Genomic DNA, 24468 nt, shown 5'->3' with positions numbered 1-24468 from the left:
CGCATCCACCTTAGTGCGCCGTGTTTTCGAAGGGCGCGGGCAGGCCCAGCTTGCCGGGGTTCATGATGCCCCGCGGGTCGAGCGCCTGCTTGACCGCCACCAGCGTGGGATAGCCGCTGCCCAGCGCGTCGCGCATGTACGGCGAGCGCAGCAGGCCGACGCCGTGGTGGTGGCTGATCGCCGCGCCGTGCCTGACGAGCACCTCGGCGGCGGCGTCCCAGGCGGCCCGGTACCAGGCGCGCCGGTGGTCGCGTTCGACGTCGCCGCGCAGCGAGAAGTACAGGCAGGCGCCGTCGGTGTAGGCGTGCGACTGGTGGGCCGAGGCGCGCAGCGTGCCGGGGACGGCCTCGATGGCGGCCACGACCTCGTCGTACAGGGCGGGCAGCGCGGCCCACGGCCCGGCGATCTCGCAGGTGTCGGAGACGAACCCCGGCCCCCGGACGAAGCCGTCGGCGGCCTTGCCGACGATCATGCGCTCGTCCAGCCAGCGGGCGAAGACGGCCGCGCCGTCCAGTTTCACCGACGCGCGTTCGGCGCAGACCTCGTCGGCGATCTTCATGACGGCGTCGACCAGCACCGGGTCGCCCTCGTCGGCGACGAGCAGCAGGTTGGTGCCCGGCTCGCCGAAGTGGGTGCCGCTCTCGTGCGCGTCGTACAGGCGCAGCGCGGCCGGGGTGGCGCCGCGCTGCAGGATCTCCCGGCACGCGTCGAGCCCGGCGGCGAAGGTGTCGAAGCCGTAGGCGATGCCCACCGCGTAGTCGGGCAGCCGGTGCGTACGCAGCCGCAGCCGGGTGATGACGCCGAGCGTGCCCTCCGAGCCGATGAACAGCTGCCGCAGGTCGGGGCCCACCGCCGCGCGCGGGTAGGTGCCGTAGCTGGCGGTGGTGCCGTCGGGCAGCACCACGTCCAGCCCGACCACCATGTCCTCGATCTTGCCGTAGCGGGTGGAGAGCTGGCCCGCGCCGCGGCAGGCGGCCCAGCCGCCGACGGTGGAGATGGCGAACGCCGACGGCCAGTGGCCGGTGGTGGCGCCGTGCGTCTCCTGCAGCTCCTTCTCGAACAGGTCGCCGAACATGCCCGCCTGCACCTCGACGATCATGGACTCGGCGTCGAAGGACAGGATGCGGTTGAGCCGGCACACGTCCAGCACGACGCCGCCGTGCACGGGCAGCGCGGCGCCCAGCACGTTGCTGCGGCCGGCCGAGACGGTCAGCGGGATGCGGTGCTCGTGGCAGATCCGCACCACGGCGGCCACCTGCTCCTCCTCGTCCACCTCGACGACGACCGCCTCCGGCGTGGCCGGGCGGCCGTCGGTCTCGCCGATGGAGGTGCCCGCCCACCAGTCGCGGGTGCGCAGGACCACCTCGTCCCGCTCGGTGTGCACGGCGGCGCCGAGCGCGCGCAGCTCCGCCACCACGCTCTCGGGGACCGGCACGACCTGGCCCTGCAGGCTGGCCGGGCCCTTCCCCGGCGGGCAGTCGGCGGCCCAGCGCGGCGGCGTCGGCGCGCCCACGACGTAGTCGCCGCGGTTGAACGGGTGGGTGACGGTCTGCCTGCTGATCATGAAAGTCCCTCCATCAGAACGCTCTTCTCGCGGTCCACGCCGCGCACGTAGTCCTCGACCTGCCGGGCCACCTCGTCGTCGGAGAGGCCCAGCTCGCGCTGGAGCAGCCGGCCCACCTCGGGAGCCGCCTCGACCGACAGGTCGCGGGCGAAGACCCGCATCCGGGTGCGCCGCGACAACACGTCGTCCACGTTCCTGGCCAGCTCGCAGCGGGCCGCGTAGACCACCTCGGCCCGCAGGTACTCGCTGCCCTCGACGACCGGCCCGGCCAGCGACGGGTCCTCGGTGATCAGGTCGGCGACGAACCTGGCCTCGGTGCCGTACCGCTCGCCCAGGTGGGCGCCGAGCCCGCCGGTCGCGGTGGTCGCCTCGGCGTCGTAGCCCGCGCCGCCGAGCAGGGGCAGCCGCGCGGTGCGGCAGCGGGCCTTGCGGCCGAGCACCTTCAGCGCCTCGTCCACGGCCAGCTCGCCCATGTGCCTGCTGGTGGTCAGCTTGCCGCCGGTGACCGTGACCAGGCCGAAGCCGTCGGTGATGATCCGGTGGTCGCGGCTCATGTCGAGCGTGGCGCCCTCCTTCTCGCCGACCAGCGGGCGCAGCCCGGCGATCGAGCCGATCACGTCGTCCGGGGTGAGGTCGGCGTCGAAGGCGGTGTTGGCGCCGTCGAGCAGGTACTGCATCTCCTCGCGGGTGCACAGCACCTCGTCGGGCGAGCCGTCGTAGTCGGTGTCGGTGGTGCCGACCACGACCACGTCGCCCCAGCGGGTGCAGGTGGCGCGGCGGGCCCGGCCGGGCACCGGGACGGTTACCGTGCCGTCCACCGGCAGCCGCGTCCACGGCACCACGATGTGCACGCCCTTGGCCGGACGCACCCGCGGCCGGTGTCCCGGGTCGGACAGCGCGTCCAGGGTGTCGGTCCACACGCCGGTGGCGTTGACGACGACCCCGGCGCGCACCTCGACCGTGCGGCCGTCCACCTCGACGCGGGCGCCGCGCACCCGGCCGCCCTCCTTGACCAGCTCGCGGCAGGTGGCGCCGTTCAGCACGGTGGCGCCGAAGTGGGCGGCGGTCCTGGCGATGGTCAGGGTCAGGCGGGCGTCGTCGGTGCGGCTGTCGTAGTAGAGCAGGCCGCCCTTGAGCCGGTCGGCGCGCAGCCGCGGCGCCCTGGCCAGCACCTCGGCCACGCTCAGCCGCTGGTGCAGGCGGCCGATGCGCCAGCCGCCCGCCAGGTCGTAGGTCCACAGCAGGCCCTCGAAGGCCTTGGCGATGCGGGCGTCGAAGACGCCGTCCTGGGCGAGGATCGGCAGCACGAACGGCAGCCGCCGCACCAGGTGGGGCGCGTTGCGGCGGAAGCGCTGGCGCTCCAGCAGCGAACGGCGCACCAGCGGCAGGTTGCCCTGCTCGATGTAGCGCAGGCCGCCGTGGACCATCTTGGAGGACTTGGAGGAGGTGCCCGAGGCGAAGTCGTCGCGTTCCACCAGCGCCACGCTGAGACCGCGGGTCGCGGCGTCCAGCGCGGCGTAGCAGCCGGTCACGCCGCCGCCGACGACGAGCACGTCCACCGGCCTTCCGGCCAGCCGCTCGATCTGCGCCTGACGGTCCAGCCGCAGCGGGGTGCGCCGGATGGCGCTCCTGGTCTCCGATCTGGGCTTGCGTTCTGGAAGCCGGATCACGAGGGGAAATCCTCCTGTTGGTACGAGATGTGCCGGGTGAGCAGGTCACGCCAGGCGGCGCGGGCCTCCTCGCGGGCGGCGTCGGGCAACGTGGGCTCGAAGACGGGGACGTCGCCGAGCCCGGCGAGGGCGGCGGGCAGGTCGGGCCAGAGCCCCGCCCGCACGCCCCCGAGATAGGCGGCGCCGCGCAGGCTGGCCGTCTCGTTGGCACGGGCGCGGCGGACCGGCCGCCCGACGAGGTCGGCCTGGCTCGCCATCAGCACGTCGCTGCTGGCCAGGCCGCCGCCGCAGAACAGATCGGTGACCGGCGCGCCGAGCGCCTGCTCCACCCCGTCCAGCAGGTCGCACACCGAGTGCGCGATGCCCTCCAGGACGCCCCGGGCCAGCTCGGCCCGGGTGGTGGACAGGCTGAGCCCGGTCAGCGCGCCGGTGGCCTCGGGCGACCAGACCGGGGTGCGCATCCCGGCCAGCGCGGGCAGGAAACGCACCCGGCTCGGCCCTGGATGCTCGCGGGCCAGCGCGGTCAGCTGGGCGGGCGAGTCGAACAGCCCGATCTCCTCGCACAACCAGCGCACCGCCGAGCCGGTCGTGGCGGCGTAGCCCTCCAGGCTGAACACCGCGGCGCCGCGCGAGCGCCAGCCGACGAGGGTCAGCACCCCCGGCACCGCCCGGCGATGCGCGGGCGGCCGGTCGCCGGCCACGGCGTCCAGGAACGTTCCCGTGCCGTGCACGCACATCGCCTGGCCCGGCCGGTGCGCGCCGAGCGCGATCATCGCGGCGTGCTGGTCGCCCATCACCGACAACACCGGCAGCCGCACGCCGAGCACGGACGGGTCGGTGTGGCCGTAGTCGCCGTCCTCGTCCAGGATCTGCGGCAGCACGTCGCGGGGGCAGCCGAGGAAGTCCCGCCACGGCTCGTACCAGTCGCCGGTGCGCAGGTCGTAGGCGCCGGCGGCGACCGCGTTGGTGGCGGACATGACGTGCCGCGCGCCGCCGGTCAGCCGCCACACCAGCCAGGTGTCGACCGATCCGAACGCCACCCGTCCCGCCTCGTGCGCCCGGCGTACGGCCGGGTCGTCGCGCAGCACGTCGGCGGCCCACAGCAGCGGAGCGCGCGAGCCGACCGGCCGGCCGGTGCGCTCGACCAGGCGGGCGTCCCAGCCGGGTTCCCATTCGCGCAGCCGGGCGGCGTAGCGGCGGTCCTGCCAGACCACGGCGGGGGTGAGCGGCTCGCCGGTGACGGTGTCCCACAGCAGCACGGTGGCGCGCTGGGTGGCGATCGACACGCCGGTGACCTCGACCTCGTGCGCCCGCGCCCACTCCAGGGCCTGCGCGCAGACCTCGGCGGTCTTCGCCCAGATCTCCATGGCGTCCTGCTCGACCCGCAGGTGGTCGGGGGAGTGGACCGAGATGGGCCGGTAGGCGGGCGGGGCCGCGGAGCCGTCGTCCAGGACGACCGCCGCGCGTGTGCCCGTGGTGCCCTCGTCGACGCTGAGGATCCCCCGTCGGGTACGGCCGGTCATCGGCGCTCGTCCCCCTTCCGCAGCGCGATCTCCTCCTCCTCCAGGTTGACCGCCACGCGGGTGGGGTCCCACTTGATCAGCAGGCAGGTGACCAGGCCCACCAGCGGCACCACCGACAGCACCATGAGGCTGGCGCCGACCCCGATGCCCGCCTGCAACTGCGGGAACAGGTACAGGCCGGCGACCGAACCGAGGCTGCCGAGCATGCCGGTCACGCCGGTGCCCAGGGTGCGGATGTCGCTGCGGTAGGACAGGGCGGCGATCGACTTGCCGTTCGGGCCGGGCCCGGCGGAGTGGAAGAAGATGAACATCACGGGCAGCAGCGCGGCCAGCGCGACCGGCAGCTCCTTGAACGTCGCGCCCATCACCAGCAGCGCCACGAACACCACCGCGTACCCGGCCATCGAGCTGACCCGCAGGCCGAGGCGGCGGCCCGTGTAGGCCGCCAGGCAGCCGCCGACGATGCCGACCGCGTTGAACGCCATCGACCCGATCGTGGCCTTCTCGAACTCCTTGCCGAACAGCTCCAGGCTGATCACCGGCAGGTACCAGCCGACCGCGAAGTACTGCATGGCCTGGGTGAGCGAGATGACCGTGGACAACACCGTGCGCGGCAGGTACGGCCTGCGGAACAGCACGCCCGCGTCGCCGAACCCCACCTGCCGCCCCTGCTCGGCCGGGCCGCCGCCCTCTCGGCCGTCCTCCTGGACGGCGAAGCCGTACATGCGGCGCAGGGCCGCGGCGGACTCGCGCAGCCGTCCCTTGGCGGCCAGCCACGTCGGGCTCTCCACCAGGAACGCGAGTTGCAGGACCAGCAGCACGACGGCGAAGGCGGCCGAGGAGCCCACCGACCAGCGCCAGATGTCCGCGCCCACGTCGAAACGGTAGAACACCAGCGTGAGCAGCAGGTTCGTGGTGGTGGCGGTGTACCAGACGCCTTGCCAGAAGTTGAGCCTGCCCTTGAGCGCGGACGGGGTGTACTCGGCCAGCAGCGCCATGGCCACCGCGAAGTCGATGCCGTACGCGATGCCGACCAGGCCGCGGCCGGCGAAGACGGTCTGGAAGTCGGAGCCGGCCGCGGTGAGCAGCGCGCCGAGCGCGAACACCACCTTGGTCAGCAGCAGCGGCTTGACCCGGCCGATCCGGGCGGCCAGCCAGCCGCCGAACGGGTTGGAGATGATGGCGATGGCCGGCGCCATGGCGGTGAGCACCCCCACCTGGCCCGGCGACAGGCCGAGCTGCTTGACCATGGGGGACAGGCCGGCGCCCAGGGCCGCGTTGGAGTAGGCGTCCAGGAACAGGCCCGCCAGGGCGAGGAACCAGATCCAGTTGGCCCGGCCGGCCAGTCTCGTCAGGGTGTTGATGACGTCGGCCGCGTCTCCGGCGTTGCGGATCCGCGTGACCGAGGTGTTCTGCACGGGGGCGTCGCTCATGCCCAGCCGCCTTTCAGGGGGGTGTGATCCCTTGCCAGCGGTCCGGATACGACAAAGGCACAGACGAAGACCACTGACAGGGATCTCTTCGTCTGTGCCTGCCGATTGACGGGACACTATGTGCCGGTTGTCCGGTATGTCAAGCAGTCGCCGTCGTATCGCCGCAGCTCGCACGCCCTGCCCGGCGGACCGGCCGGTCAGGAATACCTGATCTCCCACCAGCCGTGGGTGCACGACCACTTGCCCGCGGCCTTCACGCAGGCGCGGAACTTGCGGCCGTTCGGGGCGTCCACCGCGAAGGACGTGACGCTGCGGCGTCCGCCGCCCCTGACCACCGCGTGGCAGGCGTGGTAGGTGCGGCCCCCGTCGTCGGTCCAGTCGATGGAGATCCGGTCGCCGGAGCGCAGGCTGGTGCCCCACGCCCACCACACGTCCCGGCCGCGGTGGACGCCGCCGGCCTCGTACAGGTAGACCATGCCGCGGCGGCCCTTCGCCTTCGCCATGCGGTGCCAGGTGTTCCTGGGCACGTCCCGGCTCACCCGCAGCCGCGCGCCGCACGAGTAGTTGATCGGCCCGGCGGCCCGCGACACCTGCCGGGCGTCCTGCGCGGAGGCGCCGGCGGGCGAGGCGACGGTCAGGACGCCGCCGGCCACCACCGCGGCGACCGCCAGAGCGTGAAGGTTACGCATGTGCTCCCCCTTGGTGCGGAATCGGATGATCGCAAGGTAGGGGCGCCCGTGTTGAGGATCCGTTGAGCCCGCGTTGATCTCCGCCGACGTCCGCGCGGCCCTGGTCAGGCGCCCGGGGCGGGAGACTCCTGGGTCCTGTCCAGGTCGGCGCGGACGATGCCGTACATCACGCCGTCACGCCACGCGCCGGCGCTGCGCCCGCGTCCCGTGCCCCCTGCCGCGGAAGCCGGGCGCCACGATGAGGCCCATCTCCCAGCAGTACGACACCCGGGAGGTGAGCTGTCTGCGCCACGACACGAGGCCCGCCCGGTCCTCGCCGGAGGCGATCACGAGCAGGCCGCCGTCCTCGCCGAGGATCCCGTTCTCGTCCCAGAGGCGGCGCAGGCGGTGGGGGGCCTGCCAGCCGTACCACTGGTACTCGCCGCTGCTGTCCTGGTCGCCGATCAGCCGGGTCAGGAACGCCAGTTCGATCGTCATGATCGCGACACTATGTGACAGATGTGACGTCGGCGCGGGCCCGGCGCCCGGCGCGCAGCGCCAGGGCCAGCGCCGCCAGCAGCGCCGCGCCCGTGAACGGCAGCCACGACAGCCCGGACGGCGGCCCGAACGTCCCGCCCGCCCCGGCCCGGTCGAGCACCGCGGCCACCGCGAGCGCGGGCAGTGCCTGGGCCGCTCCCGAGACGAGCGCGAGGACGGCGAGCCAGCCGACCCGCGCCGCGTTGCCCACGCGGTACGGCTCCCCCTCGAACACGGACGTCAGCAGCCCCCCGACCAGGAGGGCGGCGACGAGCGCGCACAGGCCGCCCACCAGCACGTCCGCCCGGAAGAGCACCTGCTCGACCGCCGTCGAGTCCCAGACCCGCAGCGTCAGCTCCCCGCCTCCCAGGGAGAGGCCGCGGGGCAGCTTCACCCCGCTCAACCCGAGCCGGTCGGCGGTTTCCAGCCGGGGGACGACGCGGACGGTGATCTCCCCGCCGGCCTGCGTGGCGCCGTTGACGGCGTAGGCGACCCCCCACACCCCCGCGACGGCCCCGGCGAACCTGACCACGTAAAGAACCAGCCGCACGAACAGACGATCCATGGACGCTCCAAGGAGACGGACCGACGGCTGCCCATTATGCGCACCGGGCCGGGCCCGCGTACAGACGCCCCCGGGTCACGCGCGGGACGGCGTCGGTGACGCTGATTGGACTCTCCCCCGCGGGGAGACCGCACGCTATGGGGATTCCACCCAGATCTACCCGGAGGATCCATGACCCCGCGACTGATCCATTGCCATCCCGTCACCTGTCTCAACGTCACGGGCATGGGAGAGCCCGGCGGCGCCGAACACGTCTCGGCCATCGGCGCCCTGTACGCCGTGGCCTCCGTCATGGGCGGCGCCGCCGGGCCGCTGGAGGGGCGGTGGTGGGTGGAGGACACCACGCTGCCGCCGCTGGAGACCCCGCGCGACCAGTGGCGGTGGCACCTGCTGCTGCCGTTGCCCGAGATGCCCGAGCCGGGGGCGGCCGAGGCGGCGCGTGAGCGGGCCCGCCCGTCAGGGGCGGCCGTGGACCGGGTCCAGGTCGTCACCTTCACCGAGGGCGAGTGCGTGGAGCTGCTGCACGAGGGGCCCTACAGCGAGGAGAAGAGGTCGCTGGAGGTGATGGAGGCGTTCATGGCCGAGCACGGGCTGGTGCCCAACGGGCTGCACCACGAGATCTACCTGACCGACTTCACCGACCCCGACCCGAAGACGCTGCTCAGACAGCCGGTCGCCCCCCGCCCGGAGCAGGCGGCTCACCGGTAGACGGCCGGGGTGTAGGCGGTGTCAGCGAACGCCGGTCACGTCCGCGCGGACCGCGGAGCCCCCTGCTGGGCCCCGACCCCCGCGCCGAAGAACACCGTCAGGCCCTTGCGACCCCGCCGTGCGTCGCCCGGCGTCGCGCCTGTCATGCGGACGGAACCGGCGGACCTCACACGAGGCGGGCCTCGTACGCGGCGATGACCAGGTGCACGCGGGTGCGGGCGCCGGCGTGCTTGAGCACGTTGGTCAGCGCCTCCTGGACGATCCGGTAGACCGTCGGCTCCATCTCGCCGTCCACGGCGCCGTCGACCGACAGCTCCACCTCCAGGCCCGCCGCCCTGGTCCGCGCGACGAGCGCGTCGAGATCGGCCAGGCCGGGGGCAGGCCCGCGCCCGGCGTCGTCGGCGGGCAGGAGGTCAGGGCAGGGCGAGGAGGCTGACGGCCAGGGCCGCGGCGCCCAGGCCGACGAGCTGGCCGCGGTGGATGCGCTCGGCGAGCACGCCGCGGGCGAGCAGCACCGTGCCGGCCGGGTAGAGAGCGGTGATCACGGCCACCACGGCCAGGTCACCGCTGCGGGCCGCGAGCAGGAACAGCAGGTTCGCCACGGAGTCGAGCACGCCCGCGGTCGCCGACAGCGCGTACGCGGGCCGCTCGGAGCCCAGCCGGCGGCGCAGCAGCCCGGCCGCGGTCAGGGTGACGGCCGAGGAGACCGCCCGTCCCACGATCAACGGCGCCACCCCGCTGTCGGACGGCGCCTGGTGCAGGAAGACGAGCTGGAGGGCGATCGCCGAACCCGCGCCGAACGCCAGCAGCAGCGCCGTACGCGACGGGCGCGCCGAACCTCCGCCGTGCCCCGCGCTGACCAGGACGACCGCCACCAGCGCGAGCGGCAGCCCCACCAGCCCGGCGGCCGACAGGTGCTCACCCTGGAGCAGCCCCACGGCGACGGGCAGCGCGGCCGACACCAGCGCGGTCACCGGCGACAGCACGTTCATCGGGCCGATCGCCAGCGTGCGGTAGAGCAGGGCGAACACGGCCGCCGAGGCGACGCCCGAGGCCGCGCCCCAGCCGAGCGCGGCGGGGCTGAACGACGCGCCGAGCATCGGCCACAACAACAGCTCGACCACCAGGCTGGCCGGGGCCGCGACCATCACGGTACGCAGCACATGGGCCTTTCGGGCGCCCAGGCCGCCGAGGAAGTCGGCGCAGCCGTAGGCGAGCGAGCTGCCCAGAGCCAGCAGCAGAGCGATCACGACACCTCCCGGACAGTCAGCGGAACGACCAAAGAGTACATTAGAATGACCGCTGGAGGACAACGGACCGACCGCGCAGTACATTGCACCGGTCCGCCCCGCGAGGAAGGTGAACAGATGGCCGAGCCGGCCCAAGCCCTGCGAACGGTCGCCCACAACGTCAAGGCCGCCCGCACCCGCGCCGGCCTGTCCCTGGAGGAGCTCGGCCGGCGCGCCCAGGTCAGCAAGGGCGCCCTGGTGGCGCTGGAGAAGGCGCAGGGCAACCCCAACCTGGCCACCCTGGTCCGGCTGGCCGACACCCTGGGCATCTCGGTCTCGGCCCTGATGCAGGGGCCGCCGGAGGGCCGCCTGCGCGTGGTGGCCGCCGACGCCGTGACCCCCTTGTGGACCGGGCCGCGCGGCGGCCGGGCCCGGCTCATGCTGACCACCACCGGCCCGGCCCCGGTCGAGGTCTGGCGCTGGCAGCTGGAACCCGGCGAGGAGTACCCCAGCCAACCCCACCAGGCCGGGGTGGTGGAGACCCTCAGCGTCGTCTCCGGGCGGATGACGCTCGTCCTCGACGGCGTCGAGCATCCCGTCGAGGCGGGCCAGACCGCCACCTTCGACGGCGACGCCCCGCACGGCTACCGGGGCGAGGGCGCCGGCACCTGCGACATGATCATGACCGTCCACCTCCCTCCGGGACCCTGGACCCTCGGCTCGGCCGAGGCCGGCCGGCCGTGAGCCGCGCTCGCCGTCAGGAGGCCAGGCGCTCGATGGCGAAGGCGGACAGGAAGCCCACGGTGGTGATCAGCCCGGTCAGGACGTGCGCCTGCTCGAACGCCTCCGGGATCATGGTGTCGGCCACCATGGCCAGGATGGCGCCGGCCGCGATCGCGGTGATCAGCGCGATCGCCTCGGGGGAGGCCGACCGGAGGGTCAGGTAGCCGGTCATGGCCGCCACGCCGCTGATCACGGCGATGCCGCCCCAGACGCCGAACACGTACGCGGGGCTGCGCCCGGCCCGTCGCATGCCGGCGGCGCTGGACAGGCCCTCGGGGACGTTGGAGACGAACACCGCCGCCACGACGGCGAGGCCGATCTCGCCGCCGTGCAGCAGGGACAGGCCGAGCACCACCGACTCGGGGATGCCGTCGAGCAGCGCGCCGACGGCGATGGCGGCGCCGCTGCCCTGCGTGTCCGCCTCGCTGGGCTGCTGGTCGCCGGAGCGTTTGCGGTGCCGGGCGCCGTGCCGCGCCAGGATCGCGTTGGCCGCCACGTACGCGCAGGCTCCCGCCAGGAAGCCGACGGCGGTGGGCAGCAGCCCGCCGGACCGCTCGGCCTCGTCCAGCAGCTCGAAGGACAGCGCCGAGATGAGCACCCCGGCGCCGAAGGCCATCACGGTGGCGATCGCCCGCGCCGGCACCCGCACCAGCATCGCCACGGCCGCGCCGAGGACCAGCGCGCCCCCGGCGACCAGCCCCCATGTCCCCGCTTCCAGCCACTCAGGCATGTGCACCGATCCCTCTCGCGTCCTCGTCCCTCAGGTTCTCTCGCCTCTGCCCTTCCCGTCACGCGTTCGCGAATCCGCGCCGGCGGCGGGGGATTGGGCCGGGACGCCCCGGGTAGGGCAGGCGGCGGCCCGCCCCCGTCGTGAGGAGACCTGGATGGAGCACCGCCACACCCCCTGCACCCCGCGTCCGGCGCGCCAGCTCTACGAGATCACCGCCCTGGACGCGGCGGACGACCGGTGGCACACCATCGGCTGGGGGATCGACCAGGCGGAGGCCGAGTCGGCCGCGCGGGCGTGCGTCACCCGCCCGGTCCCGCCCTACCGGGCCGCCCGGATCCGGCACGACGGCCGGGTCCTCGCCGAGCACCGCCGCACGTGAAGGCGCCGCCGTCCCCGCGCGTGGCGCTGCCGGTGATGTGCCACCGGTGGGCGCACATCACGTTCCTGCACTGGCGTTACCCCGTCCAGGTGGTTCGTGGGCTGGTGCCGGACGAGCTCGCCGTCGAGACCATGGACGGCTCGGCGTGGGTGGGGGTGACGCCGTTCCTCATGCAGGACGTACGGGTGCCCGGCCTGCCCGCCGTGCCGTGGTTGTCCGCGTTCCCGGAGACCAACTGCCGCACGTACGTACGGGACGCGCGCGGCCGTTCCGGCGTCTGGTTCCTGTCCCTGGACGCGGGACGGCTGCTGGCCGCGCTCGGCGGGCGCTCCGGCTACCGGCTGCCCTACCACTGGTCCGACATGTCGGTCCGGATCGACCGGCGGCGCCGCCGGTACCGCTGCCGCCGGCGGTGGCCGGGGACGCCGGGTGTACGGTGCGACGCCGAGGCGGAGGTGGGCGGCGTCCTGCGGGAGGACGAGCAGGACGAGCTCGCGCACTTCCTGACCGCCCGCCACCGGCTGTTCACCCGGGTGGCGGGCCGGCTGGTCGCGGCCGAGGTCGAGCACCCGCCGTGGCCGTTGCAGCACGTCGAGCTCACCGGCCTCGACCAGGGTCTGCTGCGGGCCGCCGGCCTGCCCGACCCGGCCGGCCCTCCCCTCCTGCACGCCTCCCCGGGCGTGGACGTACGCGTCGGCATGTGGTCGTGGTGACCTGACGAGCGGCCCGCGTACGGCTCACAGGAAGAGGAAGCCGATCGCGGCGGCCGCCACGAGAGTGCCGACGACCAGCGCCACAGCGATCTCGCGGCCGCTCGCCCGGTCCTCGCGGCGGATCCAGGCCAGGTACCAGGCGGTGGCGGGGAGAGCGACCACGGCGGCGGTGACGGCGCCGGGCGAGTACTCGCCGAGGACGACCCAGGTGCCCAGGTGGAAGAGCGCGTTGACGGCGAACTGCCACTGGAGGGCGGTGGCCAGCACCACCCAGACGCCGTGCCGGTCCCGCTGCGTGGCGCGCCAGGAACAGGCCAGCACCAGCAACATCAGCGGGACGTGGTACGAGGCGAAGGCGCTCGTGGTCTCCGGCCCGAAGTGCCGGGTGGCCCAGGCGGCGAAGCCCGGCAGCTCCTCCAGGGTGTGCAGGACGTAGACGCCGAACGGCATCAGGAACGGCAGCACCCCGGCGGTGGGCGGGGCGGCGATCTGGCGTACGCCGGACCTGGTCACGGTGATACCTCCAGGGGGTTTGGAAACGAGCGGCTAGAATATGAGGAATTCCTCAGTTTTTGCACTCGCATCCGGAGGCCGCCGTTGCCCCCCGCCCGTTCCCCCCATCGCCCCAGGAAGACGCCGCGGCAACAGCGTGCCTGGCAGACCCGCCGGCGCATCGAGGAGGCGGCGGCTCGCGTTTTCAGCCGCCACGGCTACGCCTCCGGCACCACGGACCGCATCGCCGAGGAGGCCGGGCTGTCGATCGGTTCGCTCTACCAGTACTTCCCCAACAAGGACGCGATCCTGGTCGTGCTGGCCCGGCGGCACCTGGAGGAGACGGCCCGCACGGTGGCGGACGCGCTGGCCGAGCCGCGGCCCCTGGCCGAGTGGCTGCCGGAGCTGACCCGGGCGCTCGTGGCCGTGCACGCCGAGGACCCGCGGCTGCACCGGGTGCTGTTCGAGCAGGCGCCCCGGCCGCCCGAGCTGCTCACCCGCTTCCGCGAGGTCGAGGGCGAGGCGGCGGCGGCCGTGGAGAGGCTGCTGCGGGCCGACCCCGGCCTGTCCCCGGCCGATCCAGGACGCCAGGCGCGGTTCGTCGTGGCCCTGGTCGAGTCGCTCGTCCACCGGTTCGCCGCCGACCCGGCCGGCCTCGACGCGGCGGAGCTGGAGGGGGAGATCGTCACGATCGCCACGCGCTATCTGCGGGAGGGAGGCCGAGCGGAAGGTACTCAGGGATGACTCCGGTCTCCTCCTCCAGTCGGATGGTCTTGTCGGAGGAACTGATCGATGATCAGGTCCCCGACGATTGGAGTCGCGATGCGAAGACCAGTCCTGATCCTCACCCTCTTATCGGCCCTCGCGGCGCCGCTCGCGCCGGTCTCCGCGGCCGCCGCCACCACCGGTGCCACCGCCGCCCCCGCCGTGCGGTGGGCGCCGTGCGCGGAGAATGCCGCGGTCGACTGCGGGACGCTGACCGTGCCGGTCGACTGGAACGACCCGCGCGCCGGGACGTTCGAGCTGGCCCTCGCCCGGCGCCGGGCGAGCGACCCGGCCGCCCGCATCGGGTCGCTGGTGATCAACCCCGGTGGCCCCGGCGGCTCGGGCGTGGACGCCGTGGTGAACGACTGGCTCGGCTTCACCCCCGAGATCACCAGCCGCTTCGACGTGGTCGGCTTCGACCCGCGCGGCGTGGGCCGCAGCCATCCCGTCACCTGCTCGCTGGAGCTCGCCCAGCAGGCGCCCGACCCGCTGTCGATCAAGGACCAGGCCGGCTGGGACGCCCTGCTCGCCTTCAACCGGCGCTACGGCGAGGACTGCCGCCGGCGCACCGGCCCGCTGTTCGACAACGTCCACACCGGGTACGTGATCCGCGACCTCGACGCCCTGCGCGCCGCCCTCGGCGACGACAAGCTGACCTACTACGGCGTCTCGTACGGCACCCTGATCGGCCAGCTCTACGCCGAGCGTTACCCGCGCCGCGTCCGCGCCCTCGCGCTGGACAGCAACATGGACCACAGCCTCGGCACCGAGGCGTTCCTGGACACCGAGGCATGGACCTCCCAGGACTCCTTCAACGAGTTCGTGGCCTGGTGCGGCCGGACCGACTCGTGCGCGCTGCACGGCCGGGACGTCCGTGCGGTGTGGCACGAGCTGCTGGCCAGGGCCGACCGGGGCGAGCTGACCTTCCCCGGGCAGCCGGACGTCAAGCTGCGCAGACTCGACCTCATCGGCCTGGCGTTCGGCGCGTTCTACGGCCCGGCCTGGAGCCGGCTCGCCGAGCTGCTGGCCGCCATGGAGAGCGGCGCCGGCCCGGTCAGCCCGCTCTTCGCGCCGCCCGTCCGGGCCGCCGGGGAGACCGTCAACGACGCGACCTTCGTCTTCTGCCAGGACTACGCGCTGCCCGTCCGCGGCTACCGCGACTGGGACCGGCTGCTCCGCAGGTCGGCGGCCGTCGCGCCGGACATGCTGGTCAGCGCCGCGGCGCACCCGCTCGCGCTGGCCTGCCAGGGCACGGCCACGCCCAACCGGCAGCACCGGCTCAGGGTGGACGGCTCGCCGACGCTCCTGCTCGGCAACGCCCTGCACGACCCGGCCACGCCGTACGTGTGGGCGGCCTCCACGGCGCTGCAGGCCGGCCGGCAGGCCCGGCTGCTGACCTACGAAGGGTGGGGGCACGGCATCTACGGGCGTGGCGAGTGCCCGACGGCCGCCTTCGACCGCTACCTGCTCTCCCGTGACCTGCCCGCCCGGGGCGCGCGGTGCCCGGCCGTCCCGCCGGGCGAGCTGTCGCTCAGGCGGGTCCCGAGCCCGAGCCCGCTGCCCGGCCGTCCCGGGTGGACGTCCGTCCTGCGGTAGCCAGGTGCTGACGCGGCCTCGCGACCCCCTCTCCGCGAGGCCGCGTCCTACCCCCGGGCGCCCGTCGCCAGGCGCTCGCGGAGGGCGTCGAGGCGGGCCATGGCCGGCGTCGCGGTGATGCCGTGCAGGACGACCGAGAGCATCACGGTGAAGGCCGTCACCGCCCACAGTTCCTCGGGCGGCACGCCGAAGTCGGCGTGCCCCAGCGCGTACGCCAGGTAGAACAGCGACCCCACCCCCCGGATCCCGAACAGCGAGATGATCCGGCGCTCGCGCGGGCCGGCCGGGCCCCTGACCTGGGAGAGCCAGCCCGCCACCGGTCGGATGACCAGGATCAGTAGTACCCCGACGAGGGCGCCGCGCCAGGTGAGCGGGGCCAGGCCGCCGGCGGCGACGAATCCGCCGAGCAGGAGCAGCAGCCAGGAGGTGAAGAGCCGTTCGAGCTGCTCGACGAAGCCGTGCAGGACGTTGTTGTAGCCGTGCCCGTGCTCGACCCGGCGGATGGCGCAGGCGGCGACGAACACGGCGATGAAGCCGTAGCCGCTGACCAGCTCGGTGACCCCGTAGGCGAGCAGGGTGGCGCCCAGGGCCACGAAGCCGTCGCGGCGCTCGGCCAGGCGCAGCTCCTCGGCGGGGGAGTGGAAGAACAGCCGGCCGAGCAGGCGGCCGATCAGCAGGCCGCAGACGACCCCGGCGACGATCCGGTAGAGCACGTCCGTCAGCGCCCACTCGCCCGTCCAGCCCAGGCCGCCGGCGGTGGCCAGGGCGATGGCGGCGTACACGATGGGGAAGGCCAGCCCGTCGTTCAGACCAGCTTCCGAGGTGAGGGCGAAGCGGACCTCGTCGTCGGCGTTCTCGGCGTCGGCGGGCTCGCCCACGCTGACGTCGGAGGCGAGCACCGGGTCGGTCGGCGCGAGCACGGCCCCGAGCAGCAGCGCGGCGGCGACGGGCCAGCCCAGCACGCCGGACGCCGCCGCCGCGACCCCGGCGACGGTCAGCGGCATCGCCCAGCCGAGCAGCCGCCAGGTCGTCGACCAGCTCCGTAACCCGATCCTCCGGTTGAGCGCCAGCCCCGCGCCCATGAGCGAGACCAGCACGCAGATCTCGGTGATGTGCTCGACGGCCGCCCGGTGGGCGACGGGATCGGGCTCGGGCAGCCCGATCGGCAGCAGGTACAACCCCATGCCGCCGAGCAGGTAGACCAGGGGAGGGGAGAAGGCCCGGCGGGCGAGCAGGCCGGGCAGGACGGCGGCGAGCAGCGCGGCCGCGCCGCCGAGGGCCAGGACGAGATCGGGGGTGGACATCCCGGCCCCACTGCCCTGATCAACTCAGGACAATCTTCCTCTTATTCGTGCAAATCGCTCAGTATCCGCCGAAGCGGCGAGCCCAGGCCGCCGTCGGCATATCGCGGCAATATGCACTAATAGCTACTTTTCCGACCCCTGACTGCGCGCCTACCGTGACAGGACCCCCCAACTTCTGGAGGAGGATCCGTGTCAAGGTCTCTCCGTGTCACGCTCTCCGTCGTCCTCGCCCTCTCCTTCCTGCTGGTCACCTCCCCGGCCCAGGCCGCCGTGCTGGTCCGGGTGCTGCGGTACGACGCCTCCCGGTCGGCGGAGTTCGTCAACGTGGTCAACCAGGCCGCCCAGGTCTGGAACGCCAACGTGGTGAACGTCCGGCTCATGCAGGGCACGCCCGCCGGCTTCGTCGTCCTGGCCGACAACAACTGGCCCAGGACGCTGCCCACCAGCCTCGGCCGCGGCACGATCTGGATGGGCCGCCAGGCGGTCAACCAGGGCTACAACCCGCTGCGGATCGCCACCCACGAGATCGGCCACATCCTCGGCCTGCCGGACCGGCGCACCGGGCTCTGCAGCGACCTGATGTCCGGCTCCAGCGCCCCCGTGAGCTGCACGAACGCCACCCCCAGCGGGGCCGAGCGGGCCGAGGTGGACCGCAACTTCGCCGGCAGCGCGCCCGCGGTCGAGTTCGGCCGCGTCCACGAGGACCGCTGACCTCGGCCGGAGCCGCCCCCGCCGGGTTCGTCCGGCGGGGGTTGGCCGGAGGGGCGTGATCGTATTGTCTGGGAGCAATCACCCCCCGACGTGAGGATCAGCGCATGCCCCGTTCGAGAGCCGCCCTGTCAGCCCTCGCCGCCGCGGCCTCGGTCCTGGCGGCCGGCGGATCGGCCGAGGCGGCGGCGGACGTGCCGTTACCCTCGGCGGTCTTCCGCGCCACGCACAACAGCTACTCGGGCAACGTCAACGGCGCCAGGAACTCGATCGCCTACCAGCTCGACCACGGCGTCCGCTTCGTCGAGCTGGACGTCCACGACAACGGGTACGCCACCGCCCGCGACTACTCCGTCGGCCACGACGCCCCCGGCGACGAGGTGGACCACGCGGGCAACCCGGCCTCCAACCTGCTCGGCGACTGGCTCGCGGTGATCGACGACTGGTCGGCGGGGCATCCCACGGCCGCGCCGATCGTCGTCGCCCTCGACCTCAAGGACGACCTGACCGACAACCCGTCCTACGCCGCGGGCAACCCGGCCGCGCTGAACGACGAGCTCGTCGCCGCCTTCGGGCCGCGGCTGCTGCGGGCCGAGGACTACCCGGCCGGCCCGCCCACCGTGGACGCGCTGCGCGGCCGCGTGCTCCCCGTGATCTCCGGCGACGGCACCACCCGCACGCTGTACAAGCGCGACCTCGGCTCGAATCCGGCCGTCGCGGCCAACACCCGCGGCCAGGTCGTGGAGGTGCACGACTCGGGCGCCGGAGCGCTGTGGTACTGGACAGGTGTGTACGGCGCCGACGGCCGGGTGACCTGGCTGCGCCACGGCAGGTACGACAGCGGCGTCACCCCGGCCGTCGCCCTCAACGACAACGGAGACCTGGTCGAGGTCCACCAGTCGCAGAACGCCACCACGCTCTGGTACCGCGTGGGACGCCTGGACGCCGCCGGCGAGATCACCTGGTCCGCCGGCCGCCAGTACGACAACGGCGTCCTGCCGACGGTCCGCTTCACCGACGCGGGCGGGACCCGGCTCCGGGAGATCCACCGCAGTCAGAGCAGCAGTCAGAACTGGGAGTGGTCCGGCGCGCTCGACGCCGGCGCGGCGAGCGTCGCGTGGAGCGGCAACGCCAGGACCTCCGACGCCCGCCACGACAGGACCACCTCCTACGGCGGCGCGCCCCGCGTGCACGTGTGGACCGGCGCCGACGGCCCGACCCCGTCGCGGACCCTGCGGGTGGACACCGACGCGTTCACCGGCGACCGCATCCGCTACCGGCAGGTCGCCTTCGCCGAGTTCCAGCAGGGGGACAGCGCGGAGCTGCGGCAGGGCGCGCTGTTCTACGCGGCGCCCGCCGGGCAGTCGTCGTTCATCACCGAGGCGCGGCGGGCGGGCCGGCTCGTCCGCGGGTGGGACTTCGACTCGGCGGGCCAGGCGACCGATCCGCCGGCGAACTACCCGGCGACCAACCATCCGTACGACACCTGGTACCAGGACCTGCTCGCGCGGACGGGCGCGGTGGAGTGACCGGCGGACGGCGGCGGGTCAGCACGCGGGTGGTGCCGCCGCGGGAACCGGCGCGTGGATGAGCCCGTGGCGTGCCCGTCGGCTTGATCTCGGCGTGCCCGGCCAGTTCGCCGGTCACGCCTCCAGTTCGGCCGCCCGGCGCAGGTCCTTCGGCCGGCCCAGGGCGCGGCGCATCCGGATCAGGTCCGCCCGGGAGACGTAGTGGACCTCCAGGCCGCCGGGGCCGGTCGCGGTCACCGCGCGGTCCAGGCACTCGCCGACCCGGAGCCCTCCCCAGGGGAGCGCCGGGGTGCAGCAGTCGCCGCCGGCCCCCGGCGAGGTGAAGCACGTCTTCGGGCGCAGCAGCGAGTCAGGGTGCACGGGCAGCGGGCCGCCCGTCTCGTCGGCGAACCGGGCGCCGACGGAGGCGAAGGCGGCGGCCAGGGCCGGGGCGTGGCCGGGGCGGCCGTCCCAGAGCAGGTCCAGGTCGCCGGTCAGCTCGGCGGACCCGTGCATGATGCCGGCGACCTGCCCGATCACCACGGCCCGGACACGATGCCGGTGCAGGGCTTCGAGCAGGGGGAACGGGTCGAAGCCCAGGGCGCCGTCGGTGCCGATCGTCCCGGCGTCGTCGTCGGCGTCCTCGTGGCCCACGCCGGTGGCCCCCCGTTCCAGGGCCAGTTCGCGGGTACGTCGTGCGGCGGCGCGGAGGCGGTCCAGCGGTTCGTCGATCATCCGGACATGCAACACCGGCCGCCGCCGTGGCGCACGCGAATTTCCCCGTGCTAACTTGGCCGTATGACCAACTTGGCCGATCGGCCAAATTCGGCGCGCGGCGACCGCCGTCGTGAGCAGCTGGTGGAGACCGGGGTCGCGCTGCTGGGCGAGCACGGGTGGCCCGGCGTCACCACGCGGGCCGTGGCCGAGCGGGCCGGCACCAACCCCGGCCTGATCCACTACCACTTCGGCGGGCTGCCCGGCCTGCGCGAGGCGATCTTCCGCCGCGCCACCGACCTCGTCGTCGGCCCGCTGGTCACCGAGCTGCTGGCCGCCGACGACGAGCGCGCCGCGCTGGCCCTGATGCGCGGCCTGCCGGCCCAGGCGGCGGGCGACGGGCCGATGCCCCGGCTGGCCGCCGAGCTGATCGTGGGCGCCACCCGTGATCCGGCCCTGGGCGTGGTGCTGCGCGACGAGCTCCGCCGGGCCCGCGGCCGGATCGCCGCCCGTCTCGGTCGGCTGCGCCCCGGCTGGCCGGCCGCCCGCCTCGACGGCGTCGCCACGCTCGTCACCGCCGCGATCGACGGGCTGATGCTGCACCACATGATCGACCCCGCCCTCCCCGTCGGCGAGGCGCTGTCGGCGGTGGAGGACCTGCTGGAGGCGGGCGAGTCGGGCGGTCCGCGTCCGCGGGGGGCGCCGCCCGGCTGACTGAGGCAGTCCTCGACCGGGCCGTCCGGGGCCCGCCACCCACCACGGGAGGAGACCGACCATGGAGATCGTCAGGAGACCGGACCCGCCGACCGGGCTGCGCCGCAGGCTGTGGCGGCTGCCCATCCTGCTGTACCGCCTTGGTCTCGGGCCGCTGCTGGGCGGCCGCGTCATGCTGCTCACCCACACCGGACGCGTCTCGGGCCTGCCCCGCCGGGCCGTCATCGAGGTGGTCCAGCGCGACGAGCGGGGCTACGTGGCCGCCTCCGGCTTCGGCCCCAAGGCCGACTGGTACCGCAACGTCAGGGCCACCCCGCAGGTGACGCTGGAGGTCGGCGGCTCCCGCCTGCGCGCCACGGCGGTGCCGCTGGAGCCGGGCGAAGGCGCGGACATCATGGCCCGGTACGCCCCCCGCCACCCGGCCGCCGCCCGCCGGCTCTGCCGGATCATGGGCTTCGCCGTCGACGGCGGCGTGGACGACTACCGCGAGGTGGGCAGCCGCATACCGTTCGTCCGGTTCGTTCCGGGGTGATCGGCGAAGCCGTCCAGGGCCTCCAGGATCTCGTCGCGGAAGGTGCCGCTTCCGGTGTGCCCGGAGTCCTCCACGATCACCAGGCGGGCCTCGGGCCACGCCTGAGCCAGTTCCCAGGCGTACTCCAGGGGCGCGCCGAGGTCGAAGCGGCCGTGGACGAGCACGCCGGGGATGCCCGCCAGCCGGTGCGCCTCCCGCAGCAGCACGCCCTCCTCCAGCCAGGCGCCGTTGGAGAAGTAGTGGGCGCAGATGCGGACGAGCGCCGCCAGCCTGTCCGCCGGCCGGTCGCTGTAGGCGTTGGGCTTGCCGTTGGTCTCCAGTGAGATGACCGTGTCCTCCCACGCCGTCCAGTCGTGGGCGGCCTTGGCGCGGACCGCCGGATCGGGGTCGGCCATCAGCCCGGCATAGGCGCTCAGCACCTCGGCCAGGCTGCCCCGGCAGCCCTCCGGCACCCCCTCGCGGAAGCGCTGCCGCTGCTCGGGGAAGAACCGGCCGACGCCGTCGTACAGCCAGTCGATCTCCGACCGGCGGGTCGTGGTGACCCCGGTGAGCACGATCTCCGAGACCCGCTCGGGGTGGGCCTCGGCGTAGGCCAGGATCAGCGTCGAACCCCACGAACCGCCGTACAGCAGCCAGCGGTCCACGCCCAGGTGCTCGCGCAGCCGTTCCATGTCGGCCACCAGGTGGTGGGTGGTGTTCGCCGACAGGTCGGTGGCCGGGTCGGCGGCGTGCGGGCGGCTGCGCCCGCAGTTGCGCTGGTCGAACAGGATGATCCGGTACCGCTCCGGGTCGAAGACGCGCCGCTGGCCCGGGGTGCAGTTCGACCCCGGCCCGCCGTGGACGACCAGCGCGGGCTTGCCGCCGGGGTTGCCGCACGCCTCCCAATAGACGAGATGACCGTCGCCGACGTCGAGCAGGCCATGGTCATAAGGTTCGATCGCGGGATACATCCGGCCACCGTACTAGTAGGGGTTCACCGCTGCCCGTCCTCGTCCGCGGGGGCGCGGCGCATGAACAGCTCCAGCCGGGAGCGGCCGTCCGGATGGTCGAGCGTCACCCGGTCGCACAGGCGCTGCATCATCCACAGGCCCATGCCGCGCTGCGGCGGCCAGGCCGGGACGCGGTCGAGGTGGGCGTGCGTCAGGGTGCCGCGCTCGTCGATCACGTGCACCGTCACGCCGTCCTCGTCGCTGCGGGCGCTCACCGTGCCGGGCGCCTGGGCGTGTTCCAGGACGTTGCCGGCCGCCTCGCTGACCGCCAGCACCAGCCGTTCCACCCGCTGCCTGTCGAGCCCCGCCTCCAGGGCGAAAGCGCTTACCAGGCCACGCAGATGAGCCAGGTTCGTACCGATCGGCACGTGCAGCCCGAAGGACTCGCCCATGGTCACCGCCTGATTCATCCCGTTGGTCGGTACCGGCCCCCCGCCGCGACGAGCGGAGTGCGAAGTGAAGCCACTCATCCGTCAGTGAGCAAATCCTAAGCACCCTGATACGACATTCGACCGGAAAATCCCTGAAAGCCCTCCGGGGGTGTGCCGAGCCTCCCCAGGATGAGGGCAACCCGGCCTGGGGAGGCGGCACGACATCGAGGCCCTGCCCGCCCGGACGGCGTGACGTCCCGGCGGGCTACCGGCCGGTCCCGTGCGCGGGCGGGTCGCCGGAGGGGAACAGGATCGCGCTGAGCAGGTAGGGGACGCGGCCGGGGGCCGGGGCGTTGCCCAGCCGGTCGCCCAATACCGCCAGCAGGTCGGCCAGCATCGCGGCGAGCTCGCCGGGGCTGAGCCACACGGTGCCCTGCCGGTAGTTGACCGAGTCGGCGACCGGATCGGCGCCCTCGCGGCGCAGGTAGGCGTCGAACTCGGCGATCAGGACGGCCATGGCGGCGGCGAACCCCCTGCGGTGGTCGTCGAGCGACATCGCGGCGGCGGCCCCCGCGTCGATCGCGGGACGGTCCTGGCGCAGCCGGTAGCGGCGCTCGGTGGCGCCGCGTACGCGCTGCTCGCCCTCGACCTCCAGGAACCCGCCCTCGGTCAGGTGCGCCACCTGGCGGTAGACCGTGATCTTGGGAACCTCGGGCATGCGGGCGCAGAGCTGCGCGATCGTCATCGTGCCCGCGGCGGCCACGGCGTGCACGATGCGCAGCCGTACGGGGTGCAGCAGCTGCTCGACAGGGTCCATGGCCCAACGATTTCATATGAGATACCGTTATCCAAAATGAAAACGTTCGGTTCGCGGAGGAGGCGGCATGCGGAACGTGCCGGGGCGGACGGTGCCGGTGAACGGGCGGCACGTCTATGTCGAGGAGACCGGTGAAGGCCACTTACCGGTGGTCTTCGAGGCGGGCGGCGGATGCGGGCGCACCTGCTGGGACGCGGTGACGCCGCTGCTGGCGAGCAGGGCGCGGCTGGTGACCTACGACCGCGCCGGGCGCGCGCGCAGCGGCCCCGCCGCCGGGCCGCTCGGCATCGACGACCTGGCGGCCGACCTGGTCGCGATGACCGAGGCCGTCGTGCCGGGGGAGTTCGTGCTGGTCGCGCACAGCATGGGCGGGCTGGTCGCGCGCCGTGCCGCCGAGCTGCTGGGGCCCCGGCTGCGGGGGCTGCTGCTGGCCGACGTCCTGCCGGAGACCTCGCCGGTGTACGACACCTGGGACCGGACCGCCGCGCGGGTCGACCGCATGATGGCGGTGACGCAGGCGCTCAGCCGGTTCCGTCCCCTGGCGCGGCTGTTCAGTGGGAACGTCCGGCGGCTGTTCCCCGCCGACACCTACCGGACCATGCTCGCCGAGGACTTCACCCCCACCGGGGTCGCTCGGACGCGGCAGGAGATCCGGGCCGTGGCCGCCGCGATCCCGGAGTTCCGGGCGCGACCGCCGCGGCCTCCGCGCTGCCCGACGATCGTGTTGTCGGTGACCCGCGCCGCCCGGGGGCGGGAACGCCAGCACGCCGCCAACCGCGAGCACCAGCGCCGCTACGCCGACGGCCTGCCCGACGGACACCACGAGGACGTCTTCTCGGGCCATCTGGTCCAGGCCGAGCAGCCGCACCTCGTCGCCGACCGCACGGCCCGGCTCATCGGGTGAAGCAGTCGCCGGACGGGGTGAGCCGGGCGGACATGTTGCGTTCCATCATCTTCAGCGCCGCCTGCCCGAGATCACCATGGATGGCCGCCACGCAGTCGGGCGGCACGGTCAGCTCGTAGTGCCGCACGTACGCGTCCAGCGCGCTGTACAACACGCACTGCTCCGTCACCTGCCCGGCCAGGACGACCCGCTCGACCCCGCTCCGCGACAGCAGGTACTCCAGGGCCGTGCCGAAGAAGGCGCTGTGCCGCACCTTGGGCAGGAACGCGCACCCCGGCGGCGGCAGGACCGGCTGCACCAGATCGGGCCGCCGGCCCTTCATCGCCCGCTCCTCGATCTCCCGCCGGTCGGCGGCGAAGTCGCCGTAGTTGTCGTTGACGTACACCAGCTCGACGTCGTCCCGCTCGCCGGCCCGCGCCACCAGGTCCGCCAGCGGCTCGACGACCGGCTCCACCTGCCGGGCGAGCCGCTCGGCGTCCTGGTGCTCGTACGGGTTCAGCATGTCGATGACGACCAGCGCAGATCTTGCCATAACCCCTGTCCTGTCCAGCT

At 73.8% G+C, this 24468-nt stretch carries 28 protein-coding genes; 11 read left to right on the top strand and 17 right to left on the bottom strand.

Annotated features, from left to right (window positions below):
- Positions 1–10 precede the first annotated feature (10 nt).
- The 7 genes from ABZ444_RS42635 to ABZ444_RS42605 form a co-directional block, all read right to left on the bottom strand.
- Complete coding sequence (locus ABZ444_RS42635; RefSeq protein ID WP_358009774.1) at positions 11–1564, bottom strand: FAD-binding oxidoreductase; 1554 nt, start codon at positions 1562–1564, stop codon at positions 11–13.
- Positions 1561–3234, bottom strand: a complete 1674-nt coding sequence (locus ABZ444_RS42630) for a glycerol-3-phosphate dehydrogenase/oxidase (protein ID WP_358009772.1) — start codon at positions 3232–3234, stop codon at positions 1561–1563. Before ABZ444_RS42630 ends, ABZ444_RS42635 begins: the two co-directional genes overlap by 4 nt.
- Positions 3231–4757, bottom strand: a complete 1527-nt coding sequence (locus tag ABZ444_RS42625; protein ID WP_358009770.1) for an FGGY family carbohydrate kinase — start codon at positions 4755–4757, stop codon at positions 3231–3233. The genes ABZ444_RS42630 and ABZ444_RS42625 overlap by 4 nt, the downstream gene beginning before the upstream one ends.
- Entirely contained in the window at positions 4754–6190 is a 1437-nt protein-coding gene (locus tag ABZ444_RS42620) for an MFS transporter (RefSeq protein ID WP_358009768.1), read from the bottom strand. Before ABZ444_RS42620 ends, ABZ444_RS42625 begins: the two co-directional genes overlap by 4 nt.
- A 197-nt stretch (positions 6191–6387) precedes the next feature.
- Positions 6388–6879 (bottom strand): hypothetical protein, encoded by a 492-nt coding sequence (locus ABZ444_RS42615; RefSeq protein ID WP_358009766.1) that lies wholly within the window; start codon positions 6877–6879, stop codon positions 6388–6390.
- 174 nt (positions 6880–7053) lie between these two features.
- On the bottom strand, positions 7054–7356 hold the full coding sequence (locus tag ABZ444_RS42610) for a GNAT family N-acetyltransferase (RefSeq protein ID WP_358009764.1): 303 nt from the start codon (positions 7354–7356) through the stop codon (positions 7054–7056).
- Between the two features lie 10 nt (positions 7357–7366).
- Complete coding sequence (locus ABZ444_RS42605; RefSeq protein ID WP_358009762.1) at positions 7367–7960, bottom strand: hypothetical protein; 594 nt, start codon at positions 7958–7960, stop codon at positions 7367–7369.
- Between the two features lie 171 nt (positions 7961–8131).
- Between ABZ444_RS42605 and ABZ444_RS42600 the strand changes: the two genes are divergently transcribed.
- Entirely contained in the window at positions 8132–8668 is a 537-nt protein-coding gene (locus ABZ444_RS42600) for a hypothetical protein (protein WP_358009760.1), read from the top strand.
- Positions 8669–8834: 166 nt separating this feature from the next.
- On the opposite strand, the gene ABZ444_RS42595 is transcribed toward ABZ444_RS42600, so the two are convergent.
- Positions 8835–8987, bottom strand: coding sequence for a hypothetical protein (locus ABZ444_RS42595; RefSeq protein WP_358009758.1), 153 nt, complete (start codon positions 8985–8987; stop codon positions 8835–8837).
- Positions 8988–9081: 94 nt separating this feature from the next.
- Positions 9082–9918 (bottom strand): EamA family transporter, encoded by an 837-nt coding sequence (locus ABZ444_RS42590; protein WP_358009756.1) that lies wholly within the window; start codon positions 9916–9918, stop codon positions 9082–9084.
- A gap of 117 nt (positions 9919–10035) precedes the next feature.
- On the opposite strand from ABZ444_RS42590, the gene ABZ444_RS42585 reads away from it, so the two are divergent.
- Positions 10036–10641, top strand: coding sequence for an XRE family transcriptional regulator (locus ABZ444_RS42585; RefSeq protein WP_358009754.1), 606 nt, complete (start codon positions 10036–10038; stop codon positions 10639–10641).
- A 13-nt stretch (positions 10642–10654) separates the two neighbouring features.
- Here the strand turns inward: ABZ444_RS42585 and ABZ444_RS42580 are convergent, their stop codons facing one another.
- On the bottom strand, positions 10655–11410 hold the full coding sequence (locus ABZ444_RS42580; protein WP_358009753.1) for a ZIP family zinc transporter: 756 nt from the start codon (positions 11408–11410) through the stop codon (positions 10655–10657).
- 154 nt (positions 11411–11564) lie between these two features.
- On the opposite strand from ABZ444_RS42580, the gene ABZ444_RS42575 reads away from it, so the two are divergent.
- Together ABZ444_RS42575 and ABZ444_RS42570 are read left to right on the top strand one after the other, a co-directional pair.
- Positions 11565–11789: a hypothetical protein gene (locus tag ABZ444_RS42575; protein ID WP_358009751.1), complete on the top strand. Its 225-nt coding sequence runs from the start codon at positions 11565–11567 to the stop codon at positions 11787–11789.
- Complete coding sequence (locus tag ABZ444_RS42570) at positions 11786–12502, top strand: DUF2071 domain-containing protein (protein WP_358009749.1); 717 nt, start codon at positions 11786–11788, stop codon at positions 12500–12502. Before ABZ444_RS42575 ends, ABZ444_RS42570 begins: the two co-directional genes overlap by 4 nt.
- A gap of 24 nt (positions 12503–12526) precedes the next feature.
- Here the strand turns inward: ABZ444_RS42570 and ABZ444_RS42565 are convergent, their stop codons facing one another.
- Positions 12527–13015 (bottom strand): HXXEE domain-containing protein, encoded by a 489-nt coding sequence (locus tag ABZ444_RS42565; protein ID WP_358009747.1) that lies wholly within the window; start codon positions 13013–13015, stop codon positions 12527–12529.
- An 84-nt stretch (positions 13016–13099) separates the two neighbouring features.
- On the opposite strand from ABZ444_RS42565, the gene ABZ444_RS42560 reads away from it, so the two are divergent.
- Both ABZ444_RS42560 and ABZ444_RS42555 read left to right on the top strand, forming a co-directional pair.
- Positions 13100–13738, top strand: coding sequence for a TetR/AcrR family transcriptional regulator (locus ABZ444_RS42560; protein WP_358009745.1), 639 nt, complete (start codon positions 13100–13102; stop codon positions 13736–13738).
- A gap of 78 nt (positions 13739–13816) precedes the next feature.
- Positions 13817–15355, top strand: coding sequence for an alpha/beta fold hydrolase (locus ABZ444_RS42555; RefSeq protein ID WP_358009743.1), 1539 nt, complete (start codon positions 13817–13819; stop codon positions 15353–15355).
- A gap of 47 nt (positions 15356–15402) precedes the next feature.
- Here the strand turns inward: ABZ444_RS42555 and ABZ444_RS42550 are convergent, their stop codons facing one another.
- A complete protein-coding gene (locus ABZ444_RS42550; protein ID WP_358009741.1) occupies positions 15403–16659 on the bottom strand; it encodes a cation:proton antiporter in 1257 nt (418 codons plus the stop codon).
- A 189-nt stretch (positions 16660–16848) separates the two neighbouring features.
- Here ABZ444_RS42550 and ABZ444_RS42545 point away from each other — a divergent pair, with 189 nt between their 5' ends.
- Together ABZ444_RS42545 and ABZ444_RS42540 are read left to right on the top strand one after the other, a co-directional pair.
- Positions 16849–17370: a snapalysin family zinc-dependent metalloprotease gene (locus ABZ444_RS42545; RefSeq protein WP_358009739.1), complete on the top strand. Its 522-nt coding sequence runs from the start codon at positions 16849–16851 to the stop codon at positions 17368–17370.
- Positions 17371–17474: 104 nt separating this feature from the next.
- A complete protein-coding gene (locus ABZ444_RS42540) occupies positions 17475–18896 on the top strand; it encodes a hypothetical protein (protein WP_358009737.1) in 1422 nt (473 codons plus the stop codon).
- A gap of 114 nt (positions 18897–19010) precedes the next feature.
- On the opposite strand, the gene ABZ444_RS42535 is transcribed toward ABZ444_RS42540, so the two are convergent.
- Complete coding sequence (locus ABZ444_RS42535; RefSeq protein ID WP_358009735.1) at positions 19011–19610, bottom strand: hypothetical protein; 600 nt, start codon at positions 19608–19610, stop codon at positions 19011–19013.
- Between the two features lie 63 nt (positions 19611–19673).
- Between ABZ444_RS42535 and ABZ444_RS42530 the strand changes: the two genes are divergently transcribed.
- Together ABZ444_RS42530 and ABZ444_RS42525 are read left to right on the top strand one after the other, a co-directional pair.
- Positions 19674–20303 (top strand): TetR/AcrR family transcriptional regulator, encoded by a 630-nt coding sequence (locus ABZ444_RS42530; RefSeq protein ID WP_358009733.1) that lies wholly within the window; start codon positions 19674–19676, stop codon positions 20301–20303.
- Between the two features lie 61 nt (positions 20304–20364).
- Positions 20365–20835, top strand: coding sequence for a nitroreductase family deazaflavin-dependent oxidoreductase (locus tag ABZ444_RS42525; protein WP_358009732.1), 471 nt, complete (start codon positions 20365–20367; stop codon positions 20833–20835).
- Here ABZ444_RS42525 and pip read toward each other — a convergent pair.
- The 3 genes from pip to ABZ444_RS42510 all read right to left on the bottom strand — a co-directional run bounded on the left by pip (position 20784) and on the right by ABZ444_RS42510 (position 23012).
- Positions 20784–21785, bottom strand: a complete 1002-nt coding sequence (gene pip / locus ABZ444_RS42520; RefSeq protein ID WP_358009730.1) for a prolyl aminopeptidase — start codon at positions 21783–21785, stop codon at positions 20784–20786. The genes ABZ444_RS42525 and pip overlap by 52 nt on opposite strands.
- 23 nt (positions 21786–21808) lie before the next feature.
- Positions 21809–22234 (bottom strand): ATP-binding protein, encoded by a 426-nt coding sequence (locus ABZ444_RS42515; protein WP_358009728.1) that lies wholly within the window; start codon positions 22232–22234, stop codon positions 21809–21811.
- Between the two features lie 226 nt (positions 22235–22460).
- Positions 22461–23012: a helix-turn-helix domain-containing protein gene (locus tag ABZ444_RS42510; protein WP_358009726.1), complete on the bottom strand. Its 552-nt coding sequence runs from the start codon at positions 23010–23012 to the stop codon at positions 22461–22463.
- 67 nt (positions 23013–23079) lie between these two features.
- On the opposite strand from ABZ444_RS42510, the gene ABZ444_RS42505 reads away from it, so the two are divergent.
- Complete coding sequence (locus ABZ444_RS42505) at positions 23080–23916, top strand: alpha/beta hydrolase (RefSeq protein WP_358009724.1); 837 nt, start codon at positions 23080–23082, stop codon at positions 23914–23916.
- Here the strand turns inward: ABZ444_RS42505 and ABZ444_RS42500 are convergent.
- Positions 23906–24448, bottom strand: coding sequence for an isochorismatase family cysteine hydrolase (locus ABZ444_RS42500; protein WP_358009722.1), 543 nt, complete (start codon positions 24446–24448; stop codon positions 23906–23908). The genes ABZ444_RS42505 and ABZ444_RS42500 overlap by 11 nt on opposite strands.
- Positions 24449–24468: the final 20 nt, after the last annotated feature.

It is taken from the genome of Nonomuraea sp. NPDC005730 (genome assembly GCF_040630865.1).
In the GTDB taxonomy this organism is placed as follows: domain Bacteria; phylum Actinomycetota; class Actinomycetes; order Streptosporangiales; family Streptosporangiaceae; genus Nonomuraea.
The sequence above is the reverse complement of the archived record's forward strand: the minus strand, read 5'-3'. Positions and strand labels throughout refer to the sequence as shown.

Bases quoted from the DNA above. Each gene is read 5' to 3' on its own strand.
- ABZ444_RS42635 (WP_358009774.1), bottom strand. From the start codon at position 1,564: ATGATCAGCAGGCAGACCGTCACCCACCCGTTCAACCGCGGCGACTAC.
- ABZ444_RS42625 (WP_358009770.1), bottom strand. From the start codon at position 4,757: ATGACCGGCCGTACCCGACGGGGGATCCTCAGCGTCGACGAGGGCACC.
- ABZ444_RS42620 (WP_358009768.1), bottom strand. From the start codon at position 6,190: ATGAGCGACGCCCCCGTGCAGAACACCTCGGTCACGCGGATCCGCAAC.
- ABZ444_RS42615 (WP_358009766.1), bottom strand. From the start codon at position 6,879: ATGCGTAACCTTCACGCTCTGGCGGTCGCCGCGGTGGTGGCCGGCGGC.
- ABZ444_RS42610 (WP_358009764.1), bottom strand. From the start codon at position 7,356: ATGACGATCGAACTGGCGTTCCTGACCCGGCTGATCGGCGACCAGGAC.
- ABZ444_RS42605 (WP_358009762.1), bottom strand. From the start codon at position 7,960: ATGGATCGTCTGTTCGTGCGGCTGGTTCTTTACGTGGTCAGGTTCGCC.
- ABZ444_RS42600 (WP_358009760.1), top strand. From the start codon at position 8,132: ATGACCCCGCGACTGATCCATTGCCATCCCGTCACCTGTCTCAACGTC.
- ABZ444_RS42585 (WP_358009754.1), top strand. From the start codon at position 10,036: ATGGCCGAGCCGGCCCAAGCCCTGCGAACGGTCGCCCACAACGTCAAG.
- ABZ444_RS42580 (WP_358009753.1), bottom strand. From the start codon at position 11,410: ATGCCTGAGTGGCTGGAAGCGGGGACATGGGGGCTGGTCGCCGGGGGC.
- ABZ444_RS42575 (WP_358009751.1), top strand. From the start codon at position 11,565: ATGGAGCACCGCCACACCCCCTGCACCCCGCGTCCGGCGCGCCAGCTC.
- ABZ444_RS42555 (WP_358009743.1), top strand. From the start codon at position 13,817: ATGCGAAGACCAGTCCTGATCCTCACCCTCTTATCGGCCCTCGCGGCG.
- ABZ444_RS42550 (WP_358009741.1), bottom strand. From the start codon at position 16,659: ATGTCCACCCCCGATCTCGTCCTGGCCCTCGGCGGCGCGGCCGCGCTG.
- ABZ444_RS42540 (WP_358009737.1), top strand. From the start codon at position 17,475: ATGCCCCGTTCGAGAGCCGCCCTGTCAGCCCTCGCCGCCGCGGCCTCG.
- ABZ444_RS42535 (WP_358009735.1), bottom strand. From the start codon at position 19,610: ATGATCGACGAACCGCTGGACCGCCTCCGCGCCGCCGCACGACGTACC.
- ABZ444_RS42530 (WP_358009733.1), top strand. From the start codon at position 19,674: ATGACCAACTTGGCCGATCGGCCAAATTCGGCGCGCGGCGACCGCCGT.
- ABZ444_RS42525 (WP_358009732.1), top strand. From the start codon at position 20,365: ATGGAGATCGTCAGGAGACCGGACCCGCCGACCGGGCTGCGCCGCAGG.
- pip (WP_358009730.1), bottom strand. From the start codon at position 21,785: ATGTATCCCGCGATCGAACCTTATGACCATGGCCTGCTCGACGTCGGC.
- ABZ444_RS42515 (WP_358009728.1), bottom strand. From the start codon at position 22,234: ATGAATCAGGCGGTGACCATGGGCGAGTCCTTCGGGCTGCACGTGCCG.
- ABZ444_RS42510 (WP_358009726.1), bottom strand. From the start codon at position 23,012: ATGGACCCTGTCGAGCAGCTGCTGCACCCCGTACGGCTGCGCATCGTG.
- ABZ444_RS42505 (WP_358009724.1), top strand. From the start codon at position 23,080: ATGCGGAACGTGCCGGGGCGGACGGTGCCGGTGAACGGGCGGCACGTC.
- ABZ444_RS42500 (WP_358009722.1), bottom strand. From the start codon at position 24,448: ATGGCAAGATCTGCGCTGGTCGTCATCGACATGCTGAACCCGTACGAG.